The organism is Hydrogenophaga sp. SL48, from assembly GCF_021729865.1.
Lineage (GTDB): Bacteria > Pseudomonadota > Gammaproteobacteria > Burkholderiales > Burkholderiaceae_C > Hydrogenophaga.
In genome coordinates this window covers 147,044-170,694 of sequence record NZ_CP063400.1, presented here as the reverse complement: position 1 = coordinate 170,694, position 23,651 = coordinate 147,044, and the positions used below count along the sequence as shown (strand labels likewise).

General features: G+C 65.5%; 23 protein-coding genes. 16 read left to right on the top strand and 7 right to left on the bottom strand.

The window, feature by feature from the left end; all coding sequences use genetic code 11:
- The first annotated feature begins 52 nt into the window (after positions 1–52).
- From IM738_RS00760 to fliR, 8 genes are all read left to right on the top strand, one after another.
- Positions 53–1,369, top strand: a complete 1,317-nt coding sequence (locus IM738_RS00760; RefSeq protein ID WP_236963998.1) for a flagellar hook-length control protein FliK — start codon at positions 53–55, stop codon at positions 1,367–1,369.
- Positions 1,370–1,524: 155 nt separating this feature from the next.
- Positions 1,525–2,097, top strand: a complete 573-nt coding sequence (locus IM738_RS00755) for a flagellar basal body-associated FliL family protein (RefSeq protein WP_236963997.1) — start codon at positions 1,525–1,527, stop codon at positions 2,095–2,097.
- An 18-nt stretch (positions 2,098–2,115) separates the two neighbouring features.
- A complete protein-coding gene (gene fliM / locus IM738_RS00750; protein WP_236963996.1) occupies positions 2,116–3,120 on the top strand; it encodes a flagellar motor switch protein FliM in 1,005 nt (334 codons plus the stop codon).
- Positions 3,110–3,544, top strand: coding sequence for a flagellar motor switch protein FliN (fliN, locus tag IM738_RS00745; protein ID WP_236963995.1), 435 nt, complete (start codon positions 3,110–3,112; stop codon positions 3,542–3,544). The genes fliM and fliN overlap by 11 nt, the downstream gene beginning before the upstream one ends.
- 159 nt (positions 3,545–3,703) lie before the next feature.
- Positions 3,704–4,057 (top strand): FliO/MopB family protein, encoded by a 354-nt coding sequence (locus IM738_RS00740; RefSeq protein WP_236963994.1) that lies wholly within the window; start codon positions 3,704–3,706, stop codon positions 4,055–4,057.
- A gap of 1 nt (position 4,058) precedes the next feature.
- The gene (fliP, locus tag IM738_RS00735; protein ID WP_077331687.1) at positions 4,059–4,817 is read left to right on the top strand and encodes a flagellar type III secretion system pore protein FliP; all 759 of its coding nucleotides are present in this window, start codon (positions 4,059–4,061) and stop codon (positions 4,815–4,817) included.
- A 17-nt stretch (positions 4,818–4,834) separates the two neighbouring features.
- A complete protein-coding gene (gene fliQ / locus IM738_RS00730; RefSeq protein WP_236963993.1) occupies positions 4,835–5,104 on the top strand; it encodes a flagellar biosynthesis protein FliQ in 270 nt (89 codons plus the stop codon).
- 142 nt (positions 5,105–5,246) lie between these two features.
- Positions 5,247–6,014, top strand: coding sequence for a flagellar biosynthetic protein FliR (fliR, locus tag IM738_RS00725; RefSeq protein ID WP_236963992.1), 768 nt, complete (start codon positions 5,247–5,249; stop codon positions 6,012–6,014).
- Between the two features lie 204 nt (positions 6,015–6,218).
- On the opposite strand, the gene IM738_RS00720 is transcribed toward fliR, so the two are convergent.
- From IM738_RS00720 to IM738_RS00690, 7 genes are all read right to left on the bottom strand, one after another.
- Positions 6,219–6,662, bottom strand: a complete 444-nt coding sequence (locus IM738_RS00720; RefSeq protein WP_236963991.1) for a hypothetical protein — start codon at positions 6,660–6,662, stop codon at positions 6,219–6,221.
- 17 nt (positions 6,663–6,679) lie between these two features.
- The gene (locus IM738_RS00715) at positions 6,680–7,063 is read right to left on the bottom strand and encodes a DUF5329 domain-containing protein (protein WP_236963990.1); all 384 of its coding nucleotides are present in this window, start codon (positions 7,061–7,063) and stop codon (positions 6,680–6,682) included.
- Positions 7,064–7,146: 83 nt separating this feature from the next.
- On the bottom strand, positions 7,147–7,371 hold the full coding sequence (locus tag IM738_RS00710) for a hypothetical protein (protein ID WP_236963989.1): 225 nt from the start codon (positions 7,369–7,371) through the stop codon (positions 7,147–7,149).
- 231 nt (positions 7,372–7,602) lie between these two features.
- Complete coding sequence (locus IM738_RS00705) at positions 7,603–8,070, bottom strand: tetratricopeptide repeat protein (protein ID WP_236963988.1); 468 nt, start codon at positions 8,068–8,070, stop codon at positions 7,603–7,605.
- Between the two features lie 15 nt (positions 8,071–8,085).
- Complete coding sequence (locus IM738_RS00700; protein WP_236966424.1) at positions 8,086–10,962, bottom strand: RHS repeat-associated core domain-containing protein; 2,877 nt, start codon at positions 10,960–10,962, stop codon at positions 8,086–8,088.
- Between the two features lie 1,952 nt (positions 10,963–12,914).
- A complete protein-coding gene (locus IM738_RS00695) occupies positions 12,915–13,544 on the bottom strand; it encodes a response regulator (RefSeq protein ID WP_236963987.1) in 630 nt (209 codons plus the stop codon).
- Positions 13,522–14,670 (bottom strand): hybrid sensor histidine kinase/response regulator, encoded by a 1,149-nt coding sequence (locus IM738_RS00690; RefSeq protein WP_236963986.1) that lies wholly within the window; start codon positions 14,668–14,670, stop codon positions 13,522–13,524. The genes IM738_RS00695 and IM738_RS00690 overlap by 23 nt, the downstream gene beginning before the upstream one ends.
- 188 nt (positions 14,671–14,858) lie before the next feature.
- On the opposite strand from IM738_RS00690, the gene IM738_RS00685 reads away from it, so the two are divergent.
- From IM738_RS00685 to IM738_RS00650, 8 genes are all read left to right on the top strand, one after another.
- Positions 14,859–15,290 (top strand): hypothetical protein, encoded by a 432-nt coding sequence (locus tag IM738_RS00685; RefSeq protein WP_236963985.1) that lies wholly within the window; start codon positions 14,859–14,861, stop codon positions 15,288–15,290.
- Between the two features lie 48 nt (positions 15,291–15,338).
- Positions 15,339–15,701: a response regulator gene (locus IM738_RS00680; RefSeq protein WP_236963984.1), complete on the top strand. Its 363-nt coding sequence runs from the start codon at positions 15,339–15,341 to the stop codon at positions 15,699–15,701.
- Between the two features lie 36 nt (positions 15,702–15,737).
- On the top strand, positions 15,738–17,873 hold the full coding sequence (locus IM738_RS00675; protein ID WP_442908476.1) for a chemotaxis protein CheA: 2,136 nt from the start codon (positions 15,738–15,740) through the stop codon (positions 17,871–17,873).
- Between the two features lie 106 nt (positions 17,874–17,979).
- Complete coding sequence (locus IM738_RS00670) at positions 17,980–18,804, top strand: CheR family methyltransferase (RefSeq protein ID WP_236966422.1); 825 nt, start codon at positions 17,980–17,982, stop codon at positions 18,802–18,804.
- 52 nt (positions 18,805–18,856) lie between these two features.
- Complete coding sequence (cheD, locus tag IM738_RS00665; protein ID WP_236966421.1) at positions 18,857–19,504, top strand: chemoreceptor glutamine deamidase CheD; 648 nt, start codon at positions 18,857–18,859, stop codon at positions 19,502–19,504.
- A gap of 127 nt (positions 19,505–19,631) precedes the next feature.
- Entirely contained in the window at positions 19,632–20,729 is a 1,098-nt protein-coding gene (locus IM738_RS00660) for a protein-glutamate methylesterase/protein-glutamine glutaminase (protein ID WP_236963983.1), read from the top strand.
- A gap of 39 nt (positions 20,730–20,768) precedes the next feature.
- Positions 20,769–21,275 carry a molybdopterin-dependent oxidoreductase gene (locus tag IM738_RS00655; RefSeq protein ID WP_236963982.1) on the top strand — a complete coding sequence of 169 codons (507 nt, stop codon included), beginning with the start codon at positions 20,769–20,771 and terminating at the stop codon, positions 21,273–21,275.
- Positions 21,272–23,569 carry an ATP-binding protein gene (locus IM738_RS00650; protein ID WP_236963981.1) on the top strand — a complete coding sequence of 766 codons (2,298 nt, stop codon included), beginning with the start codon at positions 21,272–21,274 and terminating at the stop codon, positions 23,567–23,569. The genes IM738_RS00655 and IM738_RS00650 overlap by 4 nt, the downstream gene beginning before the upstream one ends.
- The last annotated feature ends 82 nt before the right edge of the window (positions 23,570–23,651 follow it).

Genomic DNA, 23,651 nt, shown 5'->3' with positions numbered 1-23,651 from the left:
CGGGCCGTTCCACGCCAGCTCGCACCGCGGTGCGCAGCACGAAGGTATTCCCATGACCAGCACCACCTCCACCACCCAGAGCCACTCCGCCCAGACCGCGGCCGCGCGCGCGCAGGCCGCCAATCCGCGCAAGCCCGGTGCCGGTGGCCACGGCCAGGAAGCCAGCCCCGACCTGTTTGCCGCCATGCTCTCGCTGCTGAGCGCGACCCCCGACATCCCACCAGACCTCCCGCCCGACACGGCGGCCGATGACACCGATCCCCAGGCGCTGTCCGCCCACGACCTGCCCACCGATCACCTCCTGGGCTGGTCCGGGGCAGCGGGCACCGGGCCCCTGACGTCCAGCGCCTCCGCGCCCGCCGCGGCCCTGAACGGCACCGCACTCCCCCCGACCGGGACACCCCCCCTGGCCGCCGAGGCCCCGGGGGCCGCCCCCACCGGGGTGGATCTGCAGGGCATGCAGCGGCTGGAACAGCCCGCCGCGCCCGACGAACAGACCCTGGCCGCGCTCGCCCGCGGCGAGGGCGAGGCACGCGCCACGCCGCCCCACCCGGCGACCACCGAATCCCCCGTCGCCCCGCCCGCCACCCGTCCCACCGCCTGGCGCAGCACGGTCTCCAGCGCGACCACCACCAGCGTGCAACAGCAGCACGCGAGCCAGAACCTGAGCCACAGCCTGAGCGAGCGGCTGCAGGTCCGCCTGGAGACGTTCAACCCCGTGGCGCTGCGCAGCACCGTCACGCTCGACGACCGGTTCAACCAGGCGGCGGTGGGTGACACCCCCACGCCGTCGGCCGGCTTCATCCCCCACGGCCAGGGCAGCGCGTCGGGCGCTGGCGGCTTCGCCGGCGAACAGCCCGGCACCGGGGGCGACGCGGGTCAGGACCACCAGACCGCCCTGTCCGGCGACAGCGACACCTCGACCGACAGCCACGGTTTCGACGAGGCGCTGACCGACCAGGACGCCGAGGAGGCCCTGGGCGCCTGGTCGTCCCCCACCACCCTGCGCCAGGCCAGCCTGCGCGTGGGCGACGGCGGCGAAGAGGCCATCGACATCCAGCTCTCGATGAGCGGCCAGGAACTGAACGTCGCCTTCCGCACCGACAACGCCGAAGCGCGGGCCGAGCTGCGCGAGAACGCGGGCGAATCGCTGGCCGACCTGCTGCAGCGCAGCGGCATCCAGCTCGGCGACGTGTCGGTGGGCGCGCAGGGCCAGCACCCGGGGCGCGGCGACCCCGGCGAACCCCGCCCCCAACCGGCCACCGCCCCGCGCAACGGCAGCACCACCGCCACCGCCACGCCGGCCCCGGCGGCCGTTTCACTGCGCCCGCGCAGCGACGGCAGCCGCCCCCTCGACATGTTTGTGTAACCGCGCGGCGCGCCTCCGGGGCGCGCGAATAAGCGGCTTTTCCAGCGCTATTCCGGGCTACAGGCCCGGGGGTGGCGCTCAATAATTCCTCCAGAGCCCACCGCCATCCGCGGTGCGCACCGCCCTCCTCACCGGCGATTTTCTGGAGAAATCCCATGCCCGCTGCCACCGCCACCGCCGATGCCCAGGCCCCGGCGAAACCCAAAAGCAAGAAGCTGCTGTTCATCCTGATCGGCGTGGTCGTGCTCGCGCTGGCCGCTGCGGGCGGCGCCTTCTTCCTGCTGAAGAAGAACGCCGCGGAGGCCGAAGAAGACATGGACGGCACCGAAGTGGTCGAGGAGCACAGCGACGCCAAAAGCACGCCACCGACCTACCTGCCCATGGACAACATGGTGGTGAACCTCGCCGATCCCGGCGGCGCCCGCTTTGTCCAGCTGGGCATCACCCTGCAGTTGCAGGACGACAAGACCAGTGAGGAAGTGAAGGTCTACCTGCCCAGCATCCGCAGCAGCCTGCTGGTGCTGATCTCCCAGCTCACGGCCGACGAGATCCTGCAGGTCACGGGCAAGGAAAAGCTGGCGAAGGACATCATTGCCGTGATCTCGCGCCAGATGGGCTACCCGGTCGACGCGCCGGAGGCCGATGCAGCACAGGGCAAGAAGCCGCGCCGCAAGGCACCGCCCAACCCGGTGCAGGCCGTGCTGTTCTCCAGCTTCATCGTGCAGTGATTCCAGAGGCCCGACGCCATGGCTGATTCGTTTCTGTCCCAGGATGAGGTCGATGCCCTGCTGGAGGGGGTCACCGGCGAGAGCCAGAAGCTGGAAAAGGACGACACGCCCACCGACGGCGTTCGCACCTACAACCTGTCCAGCCAGGAGCGCATCGTGCGTGGGCGCATGCCCACGATGGAGATCATCAACGAGCGCTTCTCCCGCAACCTGCGGCTGGGCCTGTTCAACTTCATCCGGCGCAGCCCGGAGGTGTCGGTCGGCGGGGTGCAGGTGCAGAAATACAGCGCCTTCCTGCGTGAACTGGTGGTGCCCACCAACTTCAACATCATGGCGGTGCGTCCGCTGCGCGGCAACGGCCTGGTGGTGTGCGAGCCCTCCCTGCTGTTCGGCGTGATCGACAGCCTCTACGGTGGCAACGGCAAGTTCCACACCCGCATCGAGGGGCGCGACTTCTCGCCCACAGAGCAGCGCGTCATCGACCGGCTGGTCGAGGTGGTGGCCGAGGAATACAAGAAGGCCTGGCGCGGCGTGTACCCGATCGAGCTGTCCTACCAGCGATCGGAAATGCAGCCCCAGTTCGCCACCATCGCCACCCCCAGCGAGATCGTGGTCTCCACCAGCTTCACGCTGGAGATCGGCGACATCACCGGCTCGCTGCACATCTGCATTCCCTACGCCACGCTGGAACCGATCCGCGACGTGCTCTATTCCAGCGTGCAGGGCGATGCGATCGAGGTCGACCGCCGCTGGGTCAAGCTGCTCAGCCACGAGATCCAGGCGGCCGAGGTCACGATGGTGGCCGAGCTGGCCCAGACCGACGCCACGGTGGAACAGCTGCTGGCGATGCAGGTCGGCGACTTCATTGAACTGGACCGCCAGCCCTCCATCAAGGCCCACGTGGACGGCGTGCCGCTGTTCGAGTGCCAGTACGGCACGCACAAGGGCAAGTACGCGCTGCGCATCGACCGCAAGCTGTCCGACCCCGAGAAGACCTGGCAAGGAGACCCCTATGTCCACTGAGAGCCCCGACACCATGAACGATTCCGTCACCGACGACTGGGCGCAGGCCCTGGAAGAGCAGGCCGTCGCCAGTTCCGGCAGCAGCGCGCACGACAGCGCGCCGGCTTTCGACGACAGCCGCGCGACGCCGGCCCCGGCCCCGGCCAGCGGCAACCCCATGCAGGACATCCAGATGGTGCTGGACATCCCGGTGCAGCTGACGGTGGAACTGGGCCGCACCAAGGTGCCGATCAAGTACATCCTGCAGCTCGCGCAAGGCTCCATCGTCGAGCTCGACGCACTGGCCGGCGAGCCGATGGACGTGCTCATCAACGGCTACCTGATCGCACAGGGCGAGGTGGTGGTGGTGAACGACAAATTCGGCATCCGGCTGACCGACATCGTCACACCGTCCGAGCGCATGCGACGCGTGTCCAAAAGCTAACCCCCCGCGTCGCCTTCGGCGCCACCCCCCTTCAGGGGGGCGACACCAGAGGCCCGGCGGAGCCGGTTCCTCGGTGTCTCTGGGTTGGAGGCACTTTCGCCGGCTTCGGGTTTGTTTTCGGTTTCTTGATTCTTTTCTTTAGTTTTTTAGTTCTTCTCTATGTTGCAAAACGCCGCTCCCGCCCTGGTGCTGCTCATCTTGATGGTGTGCATCGCCTGGGCGCTGCAACGCTACCGCCGCCACCTGCCGGGCGCCGCCCGGCAGACCGGTCCGTCGCTGCAGGTGCTCAGCACGCTCGCGCTGGGGCCGCAGCAACGCGTGGTCACGGTGCAGGTGGGCCAGGGTGAAGGCAGCGTCTGCCTGGTGCTGGGCGTGTCGGCCGGCAGCGTGACCCCGTTGCACAGCCTGCCGATGCCGGCACCCGCCGATGAACCCGCCGCGCCCGCCCTGCCCCTCGGTGGCTTCGCCGCCAGGCTGGCCCAATTCCGGAAAGCCCCCGATGCGACGCAGTGACATGTCTTCGGCGGTTCGCCCGCTCCTGCTGCTGATCGCGCTGATGCTTCTCGGCGGCAGCGCCTGGGCACAACAGGCCGTTCCCGGCCCGTCGCTGCCCATCATGGTGGGCCAGGGGGCGGGGGGCAACAGCTACTCGGTGCCGATCCAGACCCTGCTGTTCTTCACCGCGCTCTCGTTCCTGCCGGCGGTGCTGCTGCTCATGACGGGCTTCACCCGCATCGTCATCGTGCTCTCGCTGCTGCGCCAGGCGCTGGGCACCCAGTCGGCCCCGCCCAACCAGGTGATCATCGGCCTCTCGCTGTTCCTCACACTGTTCGTGATGGGCCCCACGCTGGACAAGGTCTACACCGAGGCCTACGCGCCCTACACCGCCAACCAGATCAGCTTCGAGCAGGCGCTGGAGCGCGGCCAGAGCCCCATGCGCGCCTTCATGCTCAAGCAGACGCGCCAGAGCGACTTCGAGCTCTTCGCCCGCCTCGCCAAGCTGCCGCAGGACGTGACCGCCGAGACCGCGCCGTTCCGCGTGATCGTGCCAGCCTTCGTCACCAGCGAGCTCAAGACCGCGTTCCAGATCGGTTTCATGATCTTCATCCCCTTCCTGGTGATCGACATGGTGGTCGCCAGCGTGCTGATGTCGCTGGGGATGATGATGCTGTCGCCGGTGCTGGTGGCGCTGCCGTTCAAGCTGATGCTGTTTGTTCTGGCCGACGGCTGGAACCTGCTGCTGGGTTCCCTGGCAGCGTCCTTCGCGACCTAGAAAAAGGACCTTCTGACATGGACTCCCAAGCCGCACTCACGATGGCGCAGAACGCGCTCTACACCGTGCTCATGCTCTCGGCCCCGGTGCTCGGCTCGGTGCTGGCGGTGGGCCTGCTGGTGAGCCTGTTCCAGGCCATCACGCAGATCCACGAAGCCACGCTCTCCTTCGTGCCCAAGCTGATCGCGGCCATCGCGGTGTTTGCCATCGCGGGGCCGTGGATGATGAACACGCTGGTGGATTTCATCCGCAGCACGATTTTGTCGATCCCGAACCACGCCATTTAGAGATGCCCCCCTGCGCCGCTTCGCGTCACCCCCCCGAGGGGGCGGCACTGGCCGTCCGGCAAAGCCGGCCCGGCGGTGCCCTGGGGCTGACTTCCCCTCGCTCGGTGGCATCCGTTCGCTCGTTCTTCTGTAGCGCTCGCTCATGATCTCGTTCACCGAGGCCGACATCATGGCGATCATCTCGCCGGTGTTCTGGCCGTTTCTGCGGATCCTGGCGGTGTTTTCGAGTGCGCCGATCTTCTCTGCGCGCACGGTGCCGATGCGCAGCCGGGTGGCGCTGGCGATGCTGGTGGCGATCTGTGCGCAGGCGGGCTTGCCTGAGCAGCCGGTGATCGGCCTGGGTGATTCGCAGGCCTTCGGGGTCGTGATGCAGCAGGTGGTGGTCGGCATCGCCATCGGGCTGGCGGTGCGCATCGTGTTCGCCTCGGTCGAGCTGGCGGGCGAGGTGATCGGCCTGCAGATGGGCCTGAACTACGCCGGCTTCTTCGACCCCTCGACCAACCAGCAGACCAGCGCGGTGGGGCGCTACTTCGGCAACACCACCATGCTGCTCTTCGTCATCCTCAACGGCCACCTCATGGTGCTGCAGGCCGTGGTGTCGAGCTTCGAGACCTTCCCCATCGGCGCCAGCGCCTTCGAGTCGATCAACCGCATGCGCCTGCACGAGCTGGGCGCTGTCGTGTTCCGCTACGGGCTGTGGATCGCGCTGCCCATGATCGGCATGCTGCTCTTCGTCAACATCGTGCTCGGCTTCGTCTCGCGCGTCGCGCCGCAGATGAACGCCTTCGCCATCGGCTTCCCGCTCACACTCACCACCGGCCTGCTCGGCATCGCGGTCACGCTGCCCCTGCTCGAAGGCCCCATCGTCGGCCTCATGAAGCTCGCGACCGAGATCTTCACCGGAGGCTGACAAGCTCCCCCCGCCGCGCTGCGCGCGCCCCCCCAGGGGGCTGAGGGCCGCGGCTCCAAGCCTGCCTGCGCAGGCTTGGACAGCCCGAAGAAGCCTCGCCTCCGGCGAGGCTGCGGCCTGCAAGGCGCACCTGCCGTCCGTCCTGAGCCTGTCGAAGGGCGGCCCGGCGGTGCCCTCGGTTGGACCGCTGGCTGTATTGCGGCCTCATTCCCACTGCAGGTCGCGCAGCTTCCATTCGTCACCATCGCGCTGCCAGCGCAGCTGCACCGTGTAGGGCGAGGCCCGCTCGGGAATCAGCCCCTGCGCACCCGTGACCACGATCTGCGCCTCGGTCACACCGATGGGCGAACCCGGCGGGTCGATGCGGCTGCTGCGCGTGACCGCGATCACCTTCACATTGGCGTAGCGCAGGAACATCAGCGCCATGGTCTTGCGCGCCCAGTCGCGGTCGAACTCGTCTTTCGCGCGGAACTGCGGGTCCAGCATGTCGAACACCGCGCCCGAGTCCTTGGCTTCGAGGTGGTCCTGCAGCTGCTGCGCGGCGGCTTCGAGCGCGGCCTGCGGGTCGTCTTTGCTGCAGGCGGTGAGCCACGGCAAACCGCAGGGCAGGCTCAGCGAAAGGAAGCAGCGTCGGTTCAGGTAGGACATGGTGTGTCTTCCAGCGCTCAAGCGCCCGGCTTCGCGCGGCGCAGCTCGGCCAGCTGCTTCAGCAACCAGGCAGCGCTGGCCTCGGGCGCCTGCCCACTGCACCGAACCTGGTAGGCCACACCGGTGACGCTGCTCTTGCTGGCGGCCAGGTTGATGAAGCCCTCGGCGGTCTTGGCCGACGCCTTGCTTTCAACATAGTCCAGCTTGCGCTGCAGGTGCGCGCGCGCCTGCGCCGCGCTGTACCAGCGGTCGTTGCGGTTGAACTCGCAACCCGAAGCCTCCAGCCGGTTCAGTACCGCCGTCACTTCTGCTTTCGCGGCGGGTGGCAGGGGTTCGGCGAGGGCTGCTGCGGACAGGCTCAGCAGCGACAGGGTGAGCAGGAGGCGATGGGGGTTGGGCATGTTCGGCACCTTGGGCTGTCATGTGCCATCTCGCTGGGTGGCCCTGTACAGGGCCACCCCATCCGATGACACAAAGGAAGGCTTCACCCCTTCTTGCTGCCCCCAAACACCAGCAACCCCACGCCCGCAGCGATGGCTACCAGGCTGGCCCAGGTGGGCACGGGCACGGTCTGTTTTTCGGTGACCGAGAGCTCCAGCGGCCCGAGCTTGAGCTCGTGGCTGGCCTTGTTGAAGCTGAAGTCGCCGAACAGCAGGCCCAGCGCGCCGGCGGCGATGAGGACGATGCCGAGAATTTTTGCGATGCCCATGGGAGTTCCTTTCAAGAGGGAGGCATCTTGCCACGCAGGGCCTGCGATCCGGTGGACTATTGATCCGGCCCGGTTTTGTCTTGACTCCCTCTCCCGCCTGCGGGAGAGGGTTGGGGTGAGGGGTGTTCAAACATCAGGGGGCCGGATCTATCAGCGAAGGTGAGCTGGTCGCAGATGTTGCATTTCAGACTTGAATCCGCCCGATTTGCAGCAACCGGCAGTACCGAGTGATCATCGAACGTCTACACCCAACGCTTCTGCTCGACGAAACCACACCTCAGCAGCCTTGCGATCACGTGCAATTCCAATCCCATAGTAGAGGCAGCGGCCGACCTCGGTCAAAGACTCGTTATCCCCATTCAGAGCCGCTGCAAGGAAGTGCCTATAGGCAGCTTGCTCATTCTTCTTGATACCCTGCCCTGTCTCATAGCTGACGGCCAAATCAAAGTGCGCAGATGCGATATCAGCCATAGCCGCCAACTTGAGAAGTTGGACGGCCTTACGCAAATTCTTGGGATAGACCTCATTCCCAAACAGATACCAAGTTGCCATTGCATAGGTCGCACGCCGATCCCCTTGGTCGTGCGCCTCCTCCAGCAAGGCACTTGCGCGCGCCAAGTCAGGGTGTTTTCGACTAGCCGCCTTCAGCGCTAAGTCGTACAAGTGTTTGGCGGGGGTCTTGATGCCTTTTTTGATCATGAGATTTCCATCATTTCAACAGCGCTCAGGTCCAGGCAAAGGCTGCGGCTCCAAAACCTCGCACAACGGACATACCAGTGGAACAATTCCTCGTATCGGCCAAGGACCTTTGTAGCCAGGTGGCTTCTTACTCGGAGGGCGACGATTTTTGTCGCCTTTTTCGCCCCCAGCATCTCTCGCTCTTCGAGACTCTGCTTCCTGATGCTTTTGCTGCGTGCTCGGGCGAGCATTCTTGGTGTGCTCCGCCGCAAGCCCCTCAGGATCCACCAACCCCAACGGATTGCCATCCACATACCCAAACCGGTTCCACCCACCCCCCAACCCAATCGGATCCGCAGAGGTGTACCGCCCCACCCTCGGGTCATAGAACCGGTGCCAGTTGTAGAACAGCCCGTTGCCATCGTCAACCTGCCCGGGGTAGCGCAAGCTGTAGCTCACCGGGGCCTGGCCTGAGGCAGGCGTGCTCTGCGGCCCGATCTCACCGAACCCGCTGTACGGCCATTGCCACTGTGTCTGTCCGGCTGCATCGCTCAGCTTGCGGGGCGTGTTCAGGTGGTCGCTGTGCACCGCGAAGTGCACCCCATCGATGACCACCGCCACCGGCATCGACCCATTCGCCGTGGGCAGGTAGATGTGTTCTGTCGTCGAGAGCTGCGAGGTGCCGAGGTTGCGCGTGGTCTCCGACAGCAGGTTGAAGCCGTCACTCCCGTAGGTGAACACCGTCTGTGTGCTCGGCGTGTCCCGCAGGTAGCGCTGGCCCCAGCCGTTGAAGCGGCTCAGCGTGGTCTGCTGGCCCGCGCAGTTCTGGCCCGAAGGGCAAGGCGGCACGGCTGTCGCCTCCGCAAGGTGCCCGGCGCTGTCATACGCCATCGTCTTGCCCAGCAAGCTGGTGATGTCGCCCGCCGCGTTGGTGGTTACCGTGATGCCCGCGGCGTTGGTCAGCCGGTTGCTGGTGAGCCCGCTGGTGAAACTCATCGACGCCCCGTTGGCGGTGATGGTTCCGCCGGTGCGGTTGGCGTTGTTGTCGTAGCTGTAGGTGTGGCCCCACTCGAACTCGGGCGATGTGCCCACGGCGGTGAAGCTGGTGAGCTGGCCCAGGGCGTTGTACAGGGCGTTGAAGGGCACCTCTTCTTCCACCCAGCCGCCTGCGCCGTTGGGCTTCATGAGTTTTTGGGAGACGGAGCCGATGCGGCCTGTGGACTCGGGGGCGAAGGTGGCGAACTCGCTGGCGGTGAGCTGGCCCGCGGTGTTGTACAGGCGCGTGGCGTTGAGGCTGGTGGCGGTGTTGGCGTCGCCGAAGGCCCAGGTCCAGGACAGGGGTTGGTCCAGCGCGTTGTAGGTGATGTTCTCGATCAGCGGCTGACCGTTCCAGAGCAGGCCCGTGAGGCGCCCGGTGGCGTTGTATTGGTGGGTCAACACCGAGCCGCTGGGGTAGGTGATGGTGGACAGCTCGCCTTGGCCGCCGCCGCTGGCGAGGTAGGTGAAGGCGGTGGTCTGCAGATTGCTGTGGTTGGCCACCGCGCTGGAGAGGGTCTGCGCCTGGGCCGTGAGGCGACCGAATGCGTCCCACTGGTATTGGGGGGTGGCGTGGGTCACGCCATCGACCATGTCGATCACTTCACACAGCCGGCCCTGGCTGGCATTGGCTTGGCCGCTGGCGTTGCAGGCGCTGCCGCTAAGGTCGTAGCGCAGCTGGGTGGTGAGGGTCTTGCCACCGGGGGTGGTGGCCGAGGTGCCGGAGGCCGGGCTGTGGGTGATGAGCGTGGGGCGGCCCAGCGCGTCTCGGGTGATGTTGCTGGCGCGGCCCAGGGCGTCGACGATGCGACTGGGCAGGCCCAGCGCGTCATAGGTCGATGCGGTGGTGCCGGCGTCGGGCGTGGCCTCGGAGCGGGCGTTGCCTTGCACGTCGCGGGTGTAGTTGGTCGTGACGTATTGGAAGTCCACCACCTGGGTCACCGCGTCTTGCGCGTTGTAGGTGATGGTGGCGGCACGGCTGGTGGCGTCGGTGACGCGGTTGATGCGCTCCAGGCCGTCGCGGCCATAGGTGGTGGTCATGCCCAGGGCGTCGGTGGCGCTGGCCAGGCGACCGTTGGCGTCTTGTGTGTAAGTCTCGACGATGCCCGCGCCCCGGGTTTCGCTCTGCACGCGGTTGAGCGCGCTGATCGTGCGCCTGATCTGCAGGGCCAGCACACCGCCGCTGTTGCGCACCTGTTCGTCGGTGGCGTTGCCGGCGGGGTCGAGCGTGTGGCTGGCGCTCTGGCCCCGGTTGTCGCTCCAGCCGGTGTTGCGCAGGGCGGCGTCGTAGAAATAGGTGATGGTGTGGCCGTTGGGCAGCGCCACGCTCTTGACCTGGCCGTCCACCGTGTAGGTGTAGGCGGTGGCGAGGTTGACGCCGCCGGCCGAGAGCGTGGAGGTCGCCAGCCAGTTGCGTGGGGTGTAGGTGAGGTAGCGGACCAGGCCGGTGGGCTCGTTGATCTGCGAGACCTGCCCCGCTGCGTTGTAGGCGTAGGTGGTGACGTGGCCCAGGGCGTTGGTCTGGCTGATGAGCTGGCCCCAGCTGTTGTAGGCGTAAGTGGTGGTTGCGCCGCGCGGGTCGGTCTCGGTGGCCATCAGGCCAAGGGCGTTGTAGGTCCAGGCCCAGGTTTGATTGACAGGGGTGCCGGTGGTGGCGGTGATCGTCTTCTGGAGCAGGTTGCCTTTGTCGTCGTAGGCAAAGGTCGTGCGCTTGCCGCCGGTTTCGTCGATCTGGGTAGGCAGGCGGAAGGTGGGGTGCCAGGTGATGGTTTGGGTGCGGGTGCTGACTCCCTCTTGAACAACAGTGGGAAGCTCTCGGACCTCGTCATAGGTGTTGTGTGTAAGCCGATAACCTCGAAAGACGTTTTCTGAAACCACCAATCCAGACGAGTTGATCGAACGGTTTCTGATGGGCGCAGCATTCGGATTTTCTGAGGGCAAGCTTGCGTGGTAGACGTTGAGGCGATGCTCCGTGGCGTTGTAGCCGTAGAGGCGGGTTGTTCCCAGCGGGTCGGTGATATTGACTGTTGTATGAATTTTTCCGTTCGTATTGACGTAGTCGAGCAGGTATCTCCCGGCCCCAGCAACCTTTGTCGTTTCAATAGCGCGACCAGAACTGTCATATCGGTAGGTGCCAACACGCTGACCATTGAGACTGTAGCCCGTCAACCAAGACCCATTGTTCTGATCTTCATAATGCAGCTGTCGGGTCGCACCGTCCGAATACAGCACTTGGACCAAGTTGTCATTGGCGTCGTATCCGTAGATCACATTTGATACAACAGCCCCTAAAGGCGTGACAAGCCTCGCCCCCTCGATGAGGCGCTTCGCATTGTAGGAAAACTCAATTTTTTGGCCAAATTCATTGACCATTGAAACTATTCTAGCGTCATCCGGTATTGAGCCAAACTCATATTCAATCTGAGTGGTCCACCCGTTTTGATGCTTGATTTTGGTCAAGAAAGCAGTCGACGAGTATCCAGGATCAAAAGGCTGATTGGGGGCAAGTTTAAAAATGAACTGATCACCTGAATCGATGGCCTGGTAAATGTACTCACTGTTCAGTGTTCTTACGCCATCGGGATGAACGGCCCAAAACTTGTCCTTGATGGTGGCCAAAGGCTTCCACGTCTCCCAACCATTGGGTTTGAACGATCGATACCTTCCGTCACCAAAGCTGATGATTGCCCAGCCAAGATTCCCTGGAGAAGGCCCCACGATTGAACTCTGGACCAGCGTCAACCGCGCACTCAAGTTGATCGACCACCCTTTGCCAATGATTGGCTCTGTGGGAGCACTGTAGTAGCTGCCGGCACTTGACCCAGAAGAAGAGCCACCACCCGAACCGGCTGACACCGAAATGCTTGAAGCCGATGGGGTTCCTCCGCCCACACGCCCGCTTCTGTAAATTCTGGTCAATTTGACCGGGTGCGGGCCCGGTGTTTCGAGGTCGCTATCTATTTCGAATTTTTCGGCAGTGGCTGGTAAAACAGGGTTTCCCTTCTTTTGCCCGTCTTGCGCAGGACAAGGGCAGGTTTGGCAAGGAGGATCAATCGGCTCCACCCGAGTGAATACACAATACGGCTCCCATGGTTCGACATCCTTCTTATAGAAGGGACCCATTGAACCGGCAGGGCAACTGACACTTCGATTTGCATGAGCACCGAATGGGTAGGTAGTGTCTATTGTAGAGTTGCACGAGGGCTGGCTAGAAGTTCCTATAGTTCTTATCGAATAGTCATATCGATTGGGGCCACGATAGATCTCTTTGTCGATCGAAGTTCCCACGGAGCAGCAATTCAAATCTCGAATTACATAGCTCTCCCATGAAGCCAACACTGCAGCTAGTGATGAGAGGCCCCTGACTGAGGCATTCGGAAATGGATAGCTACCACCGCTGTATACCCAAGGAGTTACTTCCGCAGGTTTACAGATAAAGGGTGTATCTTCTTTGTCCGGGATACAGTAGGTTTCGTACTGCGCCCAAACCGCGCCTGAGCTGAGCAGTGCCAGCAGCGCAATGCAAAGGGAGATGATGTATAGACGTGGGTGTAGCCTTCTGTGCATATTTCCTCCGCTGAATCTGTCGCCGCTTGGCTTGGCGGCGTTGTATGTGATGGCAAATACTATCGGATTTGTTTTACCGACCGTAACCGCGCCATCCATGCACCATGTCGCGCGACCCGCGGCTCCCGGTCGCCAACAGCGTCCGTTCTGCGTCAGGGGAAATTGATATCACGGTCCGCCAAGCTTTCGCCGAAAGCCTTGGAGAACGCGCTACGGTTGTTTTTGCCAAACCCACTCCTGCTCGAAGAGGGGCAAGCCAACACTCAGACCAAACTGTTCCGAATCGCGTAAACCGTCAGCTCCGCGTTGTTCGCCAGGTGCAGCTTCTCCAGCACCCGCGCGCGGTACACGCTCACGGTCTTGGGGCTGAGCATCAGCTCTTCGGCGATTTCCGAGAGCTTCTTGCCGGAGGCGATCTTCTGCAGGGTCTGCAGCTCGCGCTCGGAGAGGCTGGCGTGCAGTTCCTGGCTCTCGGGGGCGTTGAGGTTGTCCACCAGCATCTGGGCCACTTCGGGCGTCACGTATTTGCGGCCCTGCTGCACGGTGCGGATGGCGGCCACGAGTTCGGCCGGCTCGCCGGCCTTGTTGACGTAGCCGCGCGCGCCGGCGCGCAGGCAGCGGATGGCGTACTGGTCTTCGGGGTACATGGACACCACCAGGGTCTTGACCAGCGAGCCTTCGTCGCGCAGGGCCGCGAGCACCTCCAGCCCGCCGCGCCCGGGCATGTTGAGGTCGAGCACGAGCACGTCGCACTCCACCTTGCGCATCTGCTCTCTCAGCTCGGGGTAGCTGCCGGCTTCGCCGACGACCTGGATGTCGACCGCCTCGGAGATGGTGTCGCGGATGCCGCGCCTCACCACCGCGTGGTCGTCACACAAAATCACTTTGATCATTGTTCTTGTCCCCGTGGTTGAAATCGCCTTCACCTCCCTCTGCGCTGGAGGGCGTCGCCAGCGGCACCGACAGAATGACCGAGGTGCCGCGCCGGGTGGAGCTGATGTCGAGCCAGCCGTCCACCTTGGCCGCGCGCTCCTTGAGCCCGAGCAGGCCGAAGGACTTGGCCTTCTTCAACGCCTCGCTGCTCAGCCCCTGGCCGTTGTCGGTCACTTCCAGCGTCAGCACGCCCTCGAGGTCGCTGAGGTCGATCTCCACGGCCGTGGCGTTCGCGTGTTTGGCCACGTTGGTCAGGGCTTCCTGCGCCGTGCGGTAGGCCACCAGCTGCACCGCGCGCGGCACGTCGATCTGCTCGGACGAGCGTCGCACGGTCACGCGCACCCCGGCGCGCTTCTCGAAGCTGGCGGCCAGCCACTGCACAGCCGCCACCAGCCCCTGGTCGAGGATGGGGGGGCGCAGGTTCATCATGATCCGCTGGCTCGCATCGAGTGCATGTTGCAGCATCTCCAGCGCGGCGTCCATGTGGTGGCGCACGTCGGCGTCCAGCGTGCGGCGCGAGACCCAGGACAGGTCGAGCTTGACGGCGGCCAGGGCGCCGCCGATGTCGTCGTGGATTTCGCGCGAGATGTCGGCGCGCTCCTGATCGATGCTGGTCTGCAGGTGTTCGGCCAGCTCGGCCAGGCGCCGGCGTGAATCGGCGAGCTCGGCGTCGGCCACGGCCTTGGCCTTGCGGGTCTGGCTCACTTCCACCGCGCGCTGGATCACGTGGGCCAGCCGGTTCATGCTGTCTTTGAGCAGGTAGTCGCTCACGCCACGGTGCATGGCGTCCACCGCCGCGGTTTCGCCGATGGCGCCCGACAGGATCACGAAGGGGATGTCGATGCCCCGCTCGCGCACCAGCTCCCAGGCGTCCAGGCCCGTGAACCCGGGCAGGTGGTAGTCGGCCAGCACGAAGTCGTGGACACCCGAGTCGAGCTCGCGCAGGAAGTCGTCCATGGTGTCCACCAGCAGGATTTCGTGCGGCAGCTGGCTGCGCTGCAGGGCGAACTTCACCAGGGCGTGATCGACCCGGGAGTCTTCCAGGTGGAGGATGCGCAGCGGTCGGGATACGGAGTGTTCTGACATGCCGCTCGCAATGGGTGGGGTGAACCGGGCTTCGGCGCCACAGGGCACAGGCGCTGAAATGGCGTTGAATTTGGGCCGTTATCTGCCGATACAGATGGTCACAGACCGGGAAAATTGTACTTCCCTGCCAGCCCCAGACCGGTCTCCAGCCCATCCCTTATGCCCCAAAACCCATGGACCATCCGATGATGTTGCAGACCCCGCCGTCTGTCAGCCTGCCCGTGAACCTGGTCGCCGATGTCCAGGATTCGCTGCTCATGGCGATGACCGACCTCAAACGCCTGGAGGGTCTGCTGGACCACGCCACCGGCAACCTGCTGGAGCGCTTCAGCACCGCCAACCACGCCCTGGGCAACCTGGCAACCAGCAAGGACAGCGACGACCTGCTGAGCATCCGCCACAGCCTGCACCAGGCCGTGACCGAGCTGCAGTTCCACGACATGGCGACCCAGCTCATCGTGCACACCGGCAAGGTGCTGCAGGGCTGCGCCTGGAAGCTCGCCGACGAGGCCATGGAGGCCGAAGAAGGTGAGCTGCCCATGACGCCCGACCCCATGGCCGACCGGCCCAGCCCCGTGACGCAGAGCGAAATGGACGCCGGCTCCATCGACCTGTTCTAAAGCCGCCCGCCCTTTTTGCCGATATTGGTTTGAACCTCGGAGTACCCCATGCAATCGATTCTTGCCGTTGACGACTCGGCCTCCATGCGAAAAATGGTGTCTTTCACCCTCACTGGCGCCGGCTTTCACGTGGTGGAGGCGGTGGACGGCCAGGACGCCTTCGAAAAGGCGCAGACGCACCACATCGACCTCGTGCTGACCGACCAGAACATGCCGCGCCTGGACGGCCTGGGGCTGACGAAAAAGCTGCGTGACCACCCCAAATTCAAGACCACGCCGATCCTGATCCTGACCACCGAGTCGAGCGACCAGATGAAGCAGGCCGGTCGCAGCGCGGGCGCCACCGGGTGGCTGGTGAAGCCGTTTGATCCGGGTCGCCTGATCGAGGTCATCCAGAAAGTCATCCGCTGATGTCCAGCACGCACCCCCATCGCCAAGGAGTCCCTCATGGGTGAATCGATGACCGAGAACCAGTCCGCCGCCGGCGGCAATTTTGACCTCACGCAGTTCTATCAGATCTTCTTTGAAGAGGCCGGCGAGAACCTGGACCAGATGGAGCAGATGCTGCTCGCGCTGGACCTGGAAGCGGCCGACGACGAAGAACTCAACGCCATCTTCCGCTGCGCGCACTCGATCAAGGGCGGCGCCGCGACCTTCGGCTTCGCCGACGTGGCCGAGCTGACGCACCAGATGGAGTCGCTGCTGGACAAGCTGCGCCGCCACGAGCTGCAGCCCACGGCGGCCATGGTCGACGTGCTGCTCGAATCGTCCGACGCCCTCAAGCTGCTGCTGGCGCGCCACCAGGGCCAGGGGGTCGAGCCGCCCGCCACCGGCGAGCTGGTGGACCGCATCAGCCACCTGGCCCACGGTGCGCCCCCGCCCCCCCAGGCGCCTGCGCCAGCACCGGCGCAGGCCGCGCCGGTGGCCCATGCGCCCGCTGCACCAGCCGCCGCCCCCGCCCCCACACTGGCCCAGGGTGAGCGCGAACTGCAGATCGTGGTCGGCCCGCTGGACAACCCCTCGGAGGCCGACTGCATCGTCGAGCTGTTCCGCGACATCACCGGGCTCGGCCGCATCGAGGCCCTGCCCTGCGACCAGGCGGACCAGCGCTGGTTCCGGGTGTTCACCACCTCCAGCGACACCGACCTGATGGACCTGTTCACCTTCCACGTGAGCAAGGAGCAGATCCGCATCACCGACACCTCGGCGGCCGCCCCGGCGGTCAGCCCGGCGCCCGCGCCGGCCGCCGCGCTCCCCGGCGAAGGCACCGACTTCGGCTTCTTTGACGACGCCCCCGGCGTGCCGGCGGCCGCCGCTCCCGCCGAGCCGAGCACCAGCGCGCAACCTGCGCCGGTGCTGGCGGCACCGGTCAAGGCCGCCCCCAAGGCAGAGGTCCGCGCGCCCACCCCGGCCGGCCCCGATTCGAGCACGCTGCGCGTGTCGGTGAGCAAGGTCGATCAGCTGATCAACCTCGTGGGCGAGCTCGTGATCACCCAGGCCATGCTGGCGCAGAAGAGCCGCGAGCTCGACAGCGCCGCCAACCAGCCGCTGCTGGCCGGCCTGGCCGACCTGGACCGCAACACCCGCGATCTGCAGGAAGCGGTGATGTCGATCCGCATGATCCCCATGTCGATCGTGTTCAACCGCTTCCCGCGCATGCTGCGCGACCTGGCCGCCAAGCTGGGCAAGAAGGTCGACCTGATCACGCACGGCGAAGCCACCGAGCTCGACAAGGGCCTGATCGAGAAGATCACCGACCCGCTGACCCACCTGATCCGCAACAGCTGCGACCACGGCCTGGAGTTGCCCCATGAACGGCTCGCCAAAGGCAAGACCGAGCACGGCAACATCACGCTCTCGGCCAGCCACCAGGGCGGCAGCATCCTGATTGAAGTGCGCGACGACGGCAAGGGCCTGTCGCGCGAGAAGCTGCTCGCCAAGGCCCGCGAAAAGGGTCTGGATGCACCCGACTCGATGAGCGACAACGAGGTGTGGAACCTGATCATGGCGCCCGGCTTCTCCACCGCCGAGGTGGTGACCGACGTGTCGGGCCGCGGCGTCGGCATGGACGTGGTCAAGAAGAACATCGCCTCGCTGGGCGGCACGGTCGAGATCGACTCCGCCGAGGGCTACGGCATGAGCGTGAAAGTGCGCCTGCCGCTCACGCTGGCCATCATGGACGGCATGACGGTGCGCGTGAGCGACGAGGTCTACATCCTGCCGCTGTCCAGCGTGATCGAGTCGTTCCAGATCAAACCGGGCGACATCAACACCGTGGCGCAAGGCGCGCAGCTGGTGAAGGTGCGCGAGGAATACATGCCGGTGATCGAGCTGGAGCGGGTGTTCCAGGTGCCGCGCTTCGAGTTCAACGCAGGCAGCCCGATCATGGTGGTGGTGGAGTCGGACGGCTCGCGCGTCGCGCTGATGGTCGACGAGCTGCTGGGCCAGCAGCAGGTGGTGATCAAGAACCTGGAGTCCAACTACCGCAAGGTGCCCAACGTGTCGGGCGCCACCATCCTCGGCGACGGCAAGGTCGCGCTGATCCTGGACACCTCGGGCCTGGTGCGCCGTTCGCGCCACTGAGCCCCGTCCCCTCTTCCTTCCGCCGTCAAAGGACGAACACCCGATGCTGCAGCAGACCCGAACGAGCGCACCCCGTGTCGCGGCGCCCCACCTGGAGCTGCCGGCCATGGACGACGGGCCGATGACCCAGGGCCGAGAGTTCGTCTGGTCCGACGCCGACTTCACCCGCATCAAGGCGCTGATCTACAAGAAGGCTGGCATCAGCCTGCACGACGGCAAACACGCCATGGTCTACAGCCGTGTGTCGCGCCGCCTGCGCGAGACCGGCCACGCCAGCTTCAAGAGCTACCTCGACGCGCTGGAGCAGACCGACGGCCCCGAGTGGCAGGAGTTCATCAACGCCCTGACCACCAACCTCACGGCGTTTTTCCGCGAGCAGCACCATTTCGGCATCCTGCACGACCTGCTGGCCGCCAAGCGCAGCCACCCCTGGCGCATCTGGTGCTCGGCGGCGTCCACGGGCGAAGAGCCTTACTCGATCGCGATGACGGCCACCGAGGCGCTGGGCACCTCGGGCAGCTTCAGCCTGGTCAACAGCGACATCGACACCAAGGTGCTGGCCACCGCGGCGCGCGGCGTCTACAAGGCCGACGGCGTGAAGGGCCTGAGCCCCGAGCGGCTGCAGCGCTTCTTCATGCGCGGCAAGGGCGCCAACGCCGGGTTCATGCGCGTCAAGCCCGAACTGCAGAAACACCTGGAGTTCATGACCGTCAACCTGATCCATGACCTGCCGTTCCGGGAGCCCTTCGACGCGGTGTTCTGCCGCAACGTGATGATCTATTTCGACGCCGCCACCCAGCGCCAGGTGCTGGAGCGCATCCACCGCGTGATGAAGCCCGGCGGCCTGCTGTTCGTGGGCCACGCGGAAAATTTCAGCGACGCGCGCAGCCTGTTTGTGTTGCGCGGAAAGACAGTCTATGAGCGGGTTTGACGCCGTCCAGCCCGGTCACCGGGCCCGCCCCGTGATGCCCCCGCCCAGCGTCATGGTCGCGCCCGCGATGGCGGCCACCGCGCGTGGAAGCCGGGTGGACTTCCTCAAGTCACGCGCGCCCAAACCGGGCGAGGCCTCGTTCTTCTACCGCGACCACCACTTCAACACCGACACGGTGAAGGTGCTGCCCGGCGAGTACTTCGTGACCTCCGACGACATGATGGTCATGACGGTGCTGGGTTCGTGCATCGCCGCCTGCATCTGGGACCCCAAGGTGCGCGTGGGCGGCATGAACCACTTCATGCTGCCCGACGGTGGTGCCGACACCTCGGGTCGCTACGGCTCCTACGCGATGGAACTGCTGATCAACGAGATGATGAAGCTCGGCGCCCGGCGCGAAAGCATGCAGGCCAAGGTGTTCGGCGGCGGGCAGGTGATGCACAGCTTCACGACCATGAACGTGGGCGAACGCAACACCGCCTTTGTTCTCGACTACCTGCAGACCGAACGCATCGCCGTGATCTCCAAGGACGTGCTGGACATCCACCCGCGCAAGGTCTGCTACTTCCCGGCCACCGGGAAAGCCATGGTGAAACGCCTGGCGCACTCGCACCCCGAAACCATCGAGACGCAGGAGCGCAAGGGCAACGCGGCGTTGGTGGCCACATCCAACGCCGGCGGCTCGGTGGATTTGTTTTAACCCCCCGCGCCGACGCTGCGCGTCGTCACCCCCCAGGGGGCAACACCAGCGCCCCGTCCTGAGCTTGTTGAAGGGCGGTTGCGCGGTGTTTCTGGATCAGGCAAGCAAGGCCAACAAGAGGATTGAAATGGCAAAAATCAAAGTGGTGGTGGTGGACGATTCGGCGCTGGTGCGCAGCCTGCTCACCGAAATCATCAACCGCCAGCCCGACATGCAATGTGTCGGCGCGGCGGCCGATCCGCTGGTGGCGCGCGAGATGATCCGCGAGCTCAACCCCGACGTGATCACGCTCGACGTGGAAATGCCGCGCATGGACGGGCTGGAGTTCCTCTCGCGCCTCATGCGCCTGCGGCCCATGCCGGTGGTGATGGTGTCCACGCTGACCGAACAGGGCGCCGACATCACCCTGCGCGCTCTGGAGATGGGCGCGGTCGACTACGTGGCGAAGCCGCGCATCGGCATCAGCAGCGGGCTGAACGAGCTGGCCACCGACATCGTGGACAAGATCCGGGTGGCCGCCAGCGCCCATGTCAAACGGCTGGGGCCGGCGCCCGCGGCAGGCACGCCGCCCCCGTCGGCCAGCCCCGCGTCGCCCGACACCCCGCGCGCGCCGCTGCCCCGCCTGTCCACCGAAAAGATCATCTGCATCGGCGCCTCCACCGGCGGCACCGAGGCCATCCGCGAGGTGCTGGTGCCCTTGCCGGCCGATTCGCCGGCCATCGTCATCACCCAGCACATGCCGCCGGGCTTCACCACCAGCTTCGCTGCGCGGCTCGATTCGCTCTGCCGCATCCGCGTGCAAGAGGCGCGCCACAACCAGCGCATCCTGCCCGGCCACGCCTACATCGCCCCCGGTGGGCACCACCTGCGCATCGACCGCAGCGGCTCGAACTACGTGGCCGTGGTCGAAGACACCGAGCCGGTGAACCGGCACCGCCCTTCGGTCGAGGTGCTGTTCAAGTCGGCCGCCCGAGTGCTCGGCCCCAACGCGATCGGGATCATGCTCACGGGCATGGGCGCAGACGGCGCGCAGGCGATGCGCGAGATGAAGGACGCCGGCAGCTACAACTACGTGCAGGACGAGGCCAGCTGCGTCGTCTTCGGCATGCCGCGCATGGCGATCCAGTGCGGCGCGGCCCACGAGATCCTGCCCCTGACACAGATTGCCCCGGCCCTGCTCAGCCGCCTGGCCAGCAACCCGGCCCTGGTGCGGCACCGCATCTGAGCCCCCGACCCCACCCTCACTGTTCCTCCGAGTGTTCCCATGAATGCCCCTCGTTTCATCCAGGCCGGTCTGCTGATCGGCGCCCTGACCTTCGCGGGCGCCTGCATGGCGCTCGATGCCCCCCAGGAACGCCCCATCCTCCAGGTCACCGGCAAGATCGCCGAGAAGAACGCCGGCGACAGCGCCCGCTTCGACATGAAGATGATTGAAGCCCTGCCGCAGCACAGCTTCACCACCAGCACGCCCTGGTTCGACAAGCCGGTCAAGTTCACCGGGCCCCTGCTGGCCGATGTGCTCGCCGCCGTCAAGGCCAGCGGCAGCACCGTGAGCGCCGTCGCGATCAACGACTACAAGATCAGCATCCCGCTGAACGACACCAGCAAGTACAAGGTGATCGTGGCGCGCCTGATGGACGACAAACCCATGCCGGTGCGAGAGAAAGGACCGCTGTTCGTGGTCTACCCGTTTGACAGCGCCGCCGAGCTGCGCACCTCGACCTACTACGAGCGCTCCATCTGGCAGCTCAAGGCACTGGACATCCGATGACCCTCGTCTGGTCGAACCCTGCCCGCTGGCAAGGCCGGCAATGGGCCCTGGTGCTCTCGCTGCTGCTGGCGGCCACCCTCGCACCGCTGGGCTGGGTCCAGTGGAAGCAATACCGCATGCTGCAGGAGGTGTCGACCCAGCAGGTCGATTCGATCATGTGGCAGGCCTACCAGCTCGAACGCGAGATGGGCCGGCTGGAACATGCGCTCATGGAGGCAGCGAAGGCGTCCACACCGGTGGACGGTTTCGAGCTGCTGGAGCGCTACGAGGTCTTTCTCAGCCGCATCGACCTGCTGACCAAGATCCCCCGGCGCGACCTGCTTGAAACCTCGTTCGAATACACCGCGACCCTGAACCAGATCCAGGCCTTCAAGTCGCTCGCCGATCCGCTGTTTGCGGACCCTCAGGCCCTCGCCGCCAGTCCGGACAAGCTCAACCGGCTGGACGCCGCGACCGAACCGCTCAAGCCCCTGCTGGGCGAGCTGACCCGAGAGGCCAACCGGGCCGTGGCCCGCTTTCTGGACGAACGCAATGCCCAGCTCCAGCAGCAAGGCGTGCTGGTCATCGGCCTGGCCGCCGCGCAGATCGTGGCCATGCTGCTCTTCGTGGGCCTGCTGGTGCGCCAGATCCGGCGCCAGCAGAAGCAGTACGCCGAGCTGCAGCAGCTCAGTGAAGCGCTGGTGGTGGCCCGCAACCAGGCCGATGCGGCAAACCACGGCAAGAGCATTTTTCTCGCCAACATGAGCCATGAGATCCGCACGCCCTTCCAGGGCCTGCTGGGCATGCTGAACCTGCTCGACGACGCCTCGCTCTCCAGCCAGCAGCGCGACTACCTCGGCACCGCGCGCGACTCCGCACTGCACCTGCTGGGGGTGCTCAACGACATCCTCGACGTGTCGACCATGGAGTCGGGCACGCTCAAGCTGTCGGTGGCACCGGTCCACCTGCCGGGCGTGCTCGGCGAGGTCGATGGCCTGATGCAGGTCGCGGCACGCGACAAGGGCCTGACGCTGGACATGTACCCCGCGGCCGACCTGCCCGACTGGGTGATGGCCGACGCCACACGCCTGCGCCAGATCATGTTCAACCTGATCAACAACGCCATCAAGTTCACCCACGAGGGCGGCGTGATCGCCGAACTCACGCGTGCGCCCGACGGGCAGACGGGCGTGGTGCTCACCGTGCGCGACACCGGCGTGGGCATGGACGAGGAGACGGTGCAACGCCTGTTCACCCGCTTCTACCAGGCCGACAACTCCTTGCGCCGCCGCATCGGTGGCACGGGCCTGGGGCTGGAGATCTCGCGCAACCTGGCGCGCATGATGGGCGGCGACATCGAGGTTCAGAGCCAGCCAGGCGTGGGCACGGTGTTCACGGTCCACCTGCAATTGCCCGAGACCGGGGCACCGGTGGAAGACCAGGCCGGTGCCGGCACGGACGGCAGCACGCGCCGACTGCGCGTGCTGGTGGCCGAAGACCACCCGATCAACCTCAAGTACATGAACATCCTGCTCAACAAGATGGGGCACGAGGCCACCTTCTGCGAGAACGGGCAGGAAGCGCTGCAGCTGCTGGCACAGCAGACCTTCGATGTCGTGCTGCTGGACTACCACATGCCGGTGCTCGACGGCCTGGCCACCACCGAGGCGATCCGCGCGCTCAAGTCCCAGGCCGCCGACGTCAAGGTGATCCTGGTGACGGCGGACGTGGTGAACGACACGCGCAAGCGCGCACTGGAGGTGGGCGTCAACGAATTTGCCAGCAAACCGCTGCAGGCCGAAGACCTGCAACGGGCACTGGCGCGTTGTGGACTGCTCGACGAAGTGCCCCCCCCGCCCGGGTTTTCATCGACCCTGGCCCCGCTGGGACCCCGCAGCATCAGCCCGTTCCCGGTGTCGTCCTACGAGATGCCGGTGCGCCTGACCGACACGGGTCTCTCGACCTCGGCGGTGATCGACGGCGAGTCGTATGCCGAGATCCTTTCGATGATGCCGGACGACTCCCTGGGCGAGCTGCTCAAGACCGTGTTCGAGCCGCCCGAGGGCACGGTGCATGTGCTGCTGCAGGCGATGCTCGACCAGGACCGCCAGGCCATTGGCTACAACGCCCACAAGCTCAAGGGCACCGCCATGTTGCTGGGCTTCCGTGCGCTGGTGAGAACCTCGGCACAGATCGAGCACCTCGCCACCCAGACCGACGACCCGGTGAACGCCGAACTGGGCACGCAGCTGCTGCGCGACACCGCGCTCACGCAAAAGGCCCTGCAGCAGTTCGAGTTGCCACAGGCGGCCTGACCCCTGGCCCCTCGCCGGGGCCAAGGGTCGGTGAACGACCCCAAGAAAAAAGGCAGGTGAATCACCTGCCTTTTTTCTGGGG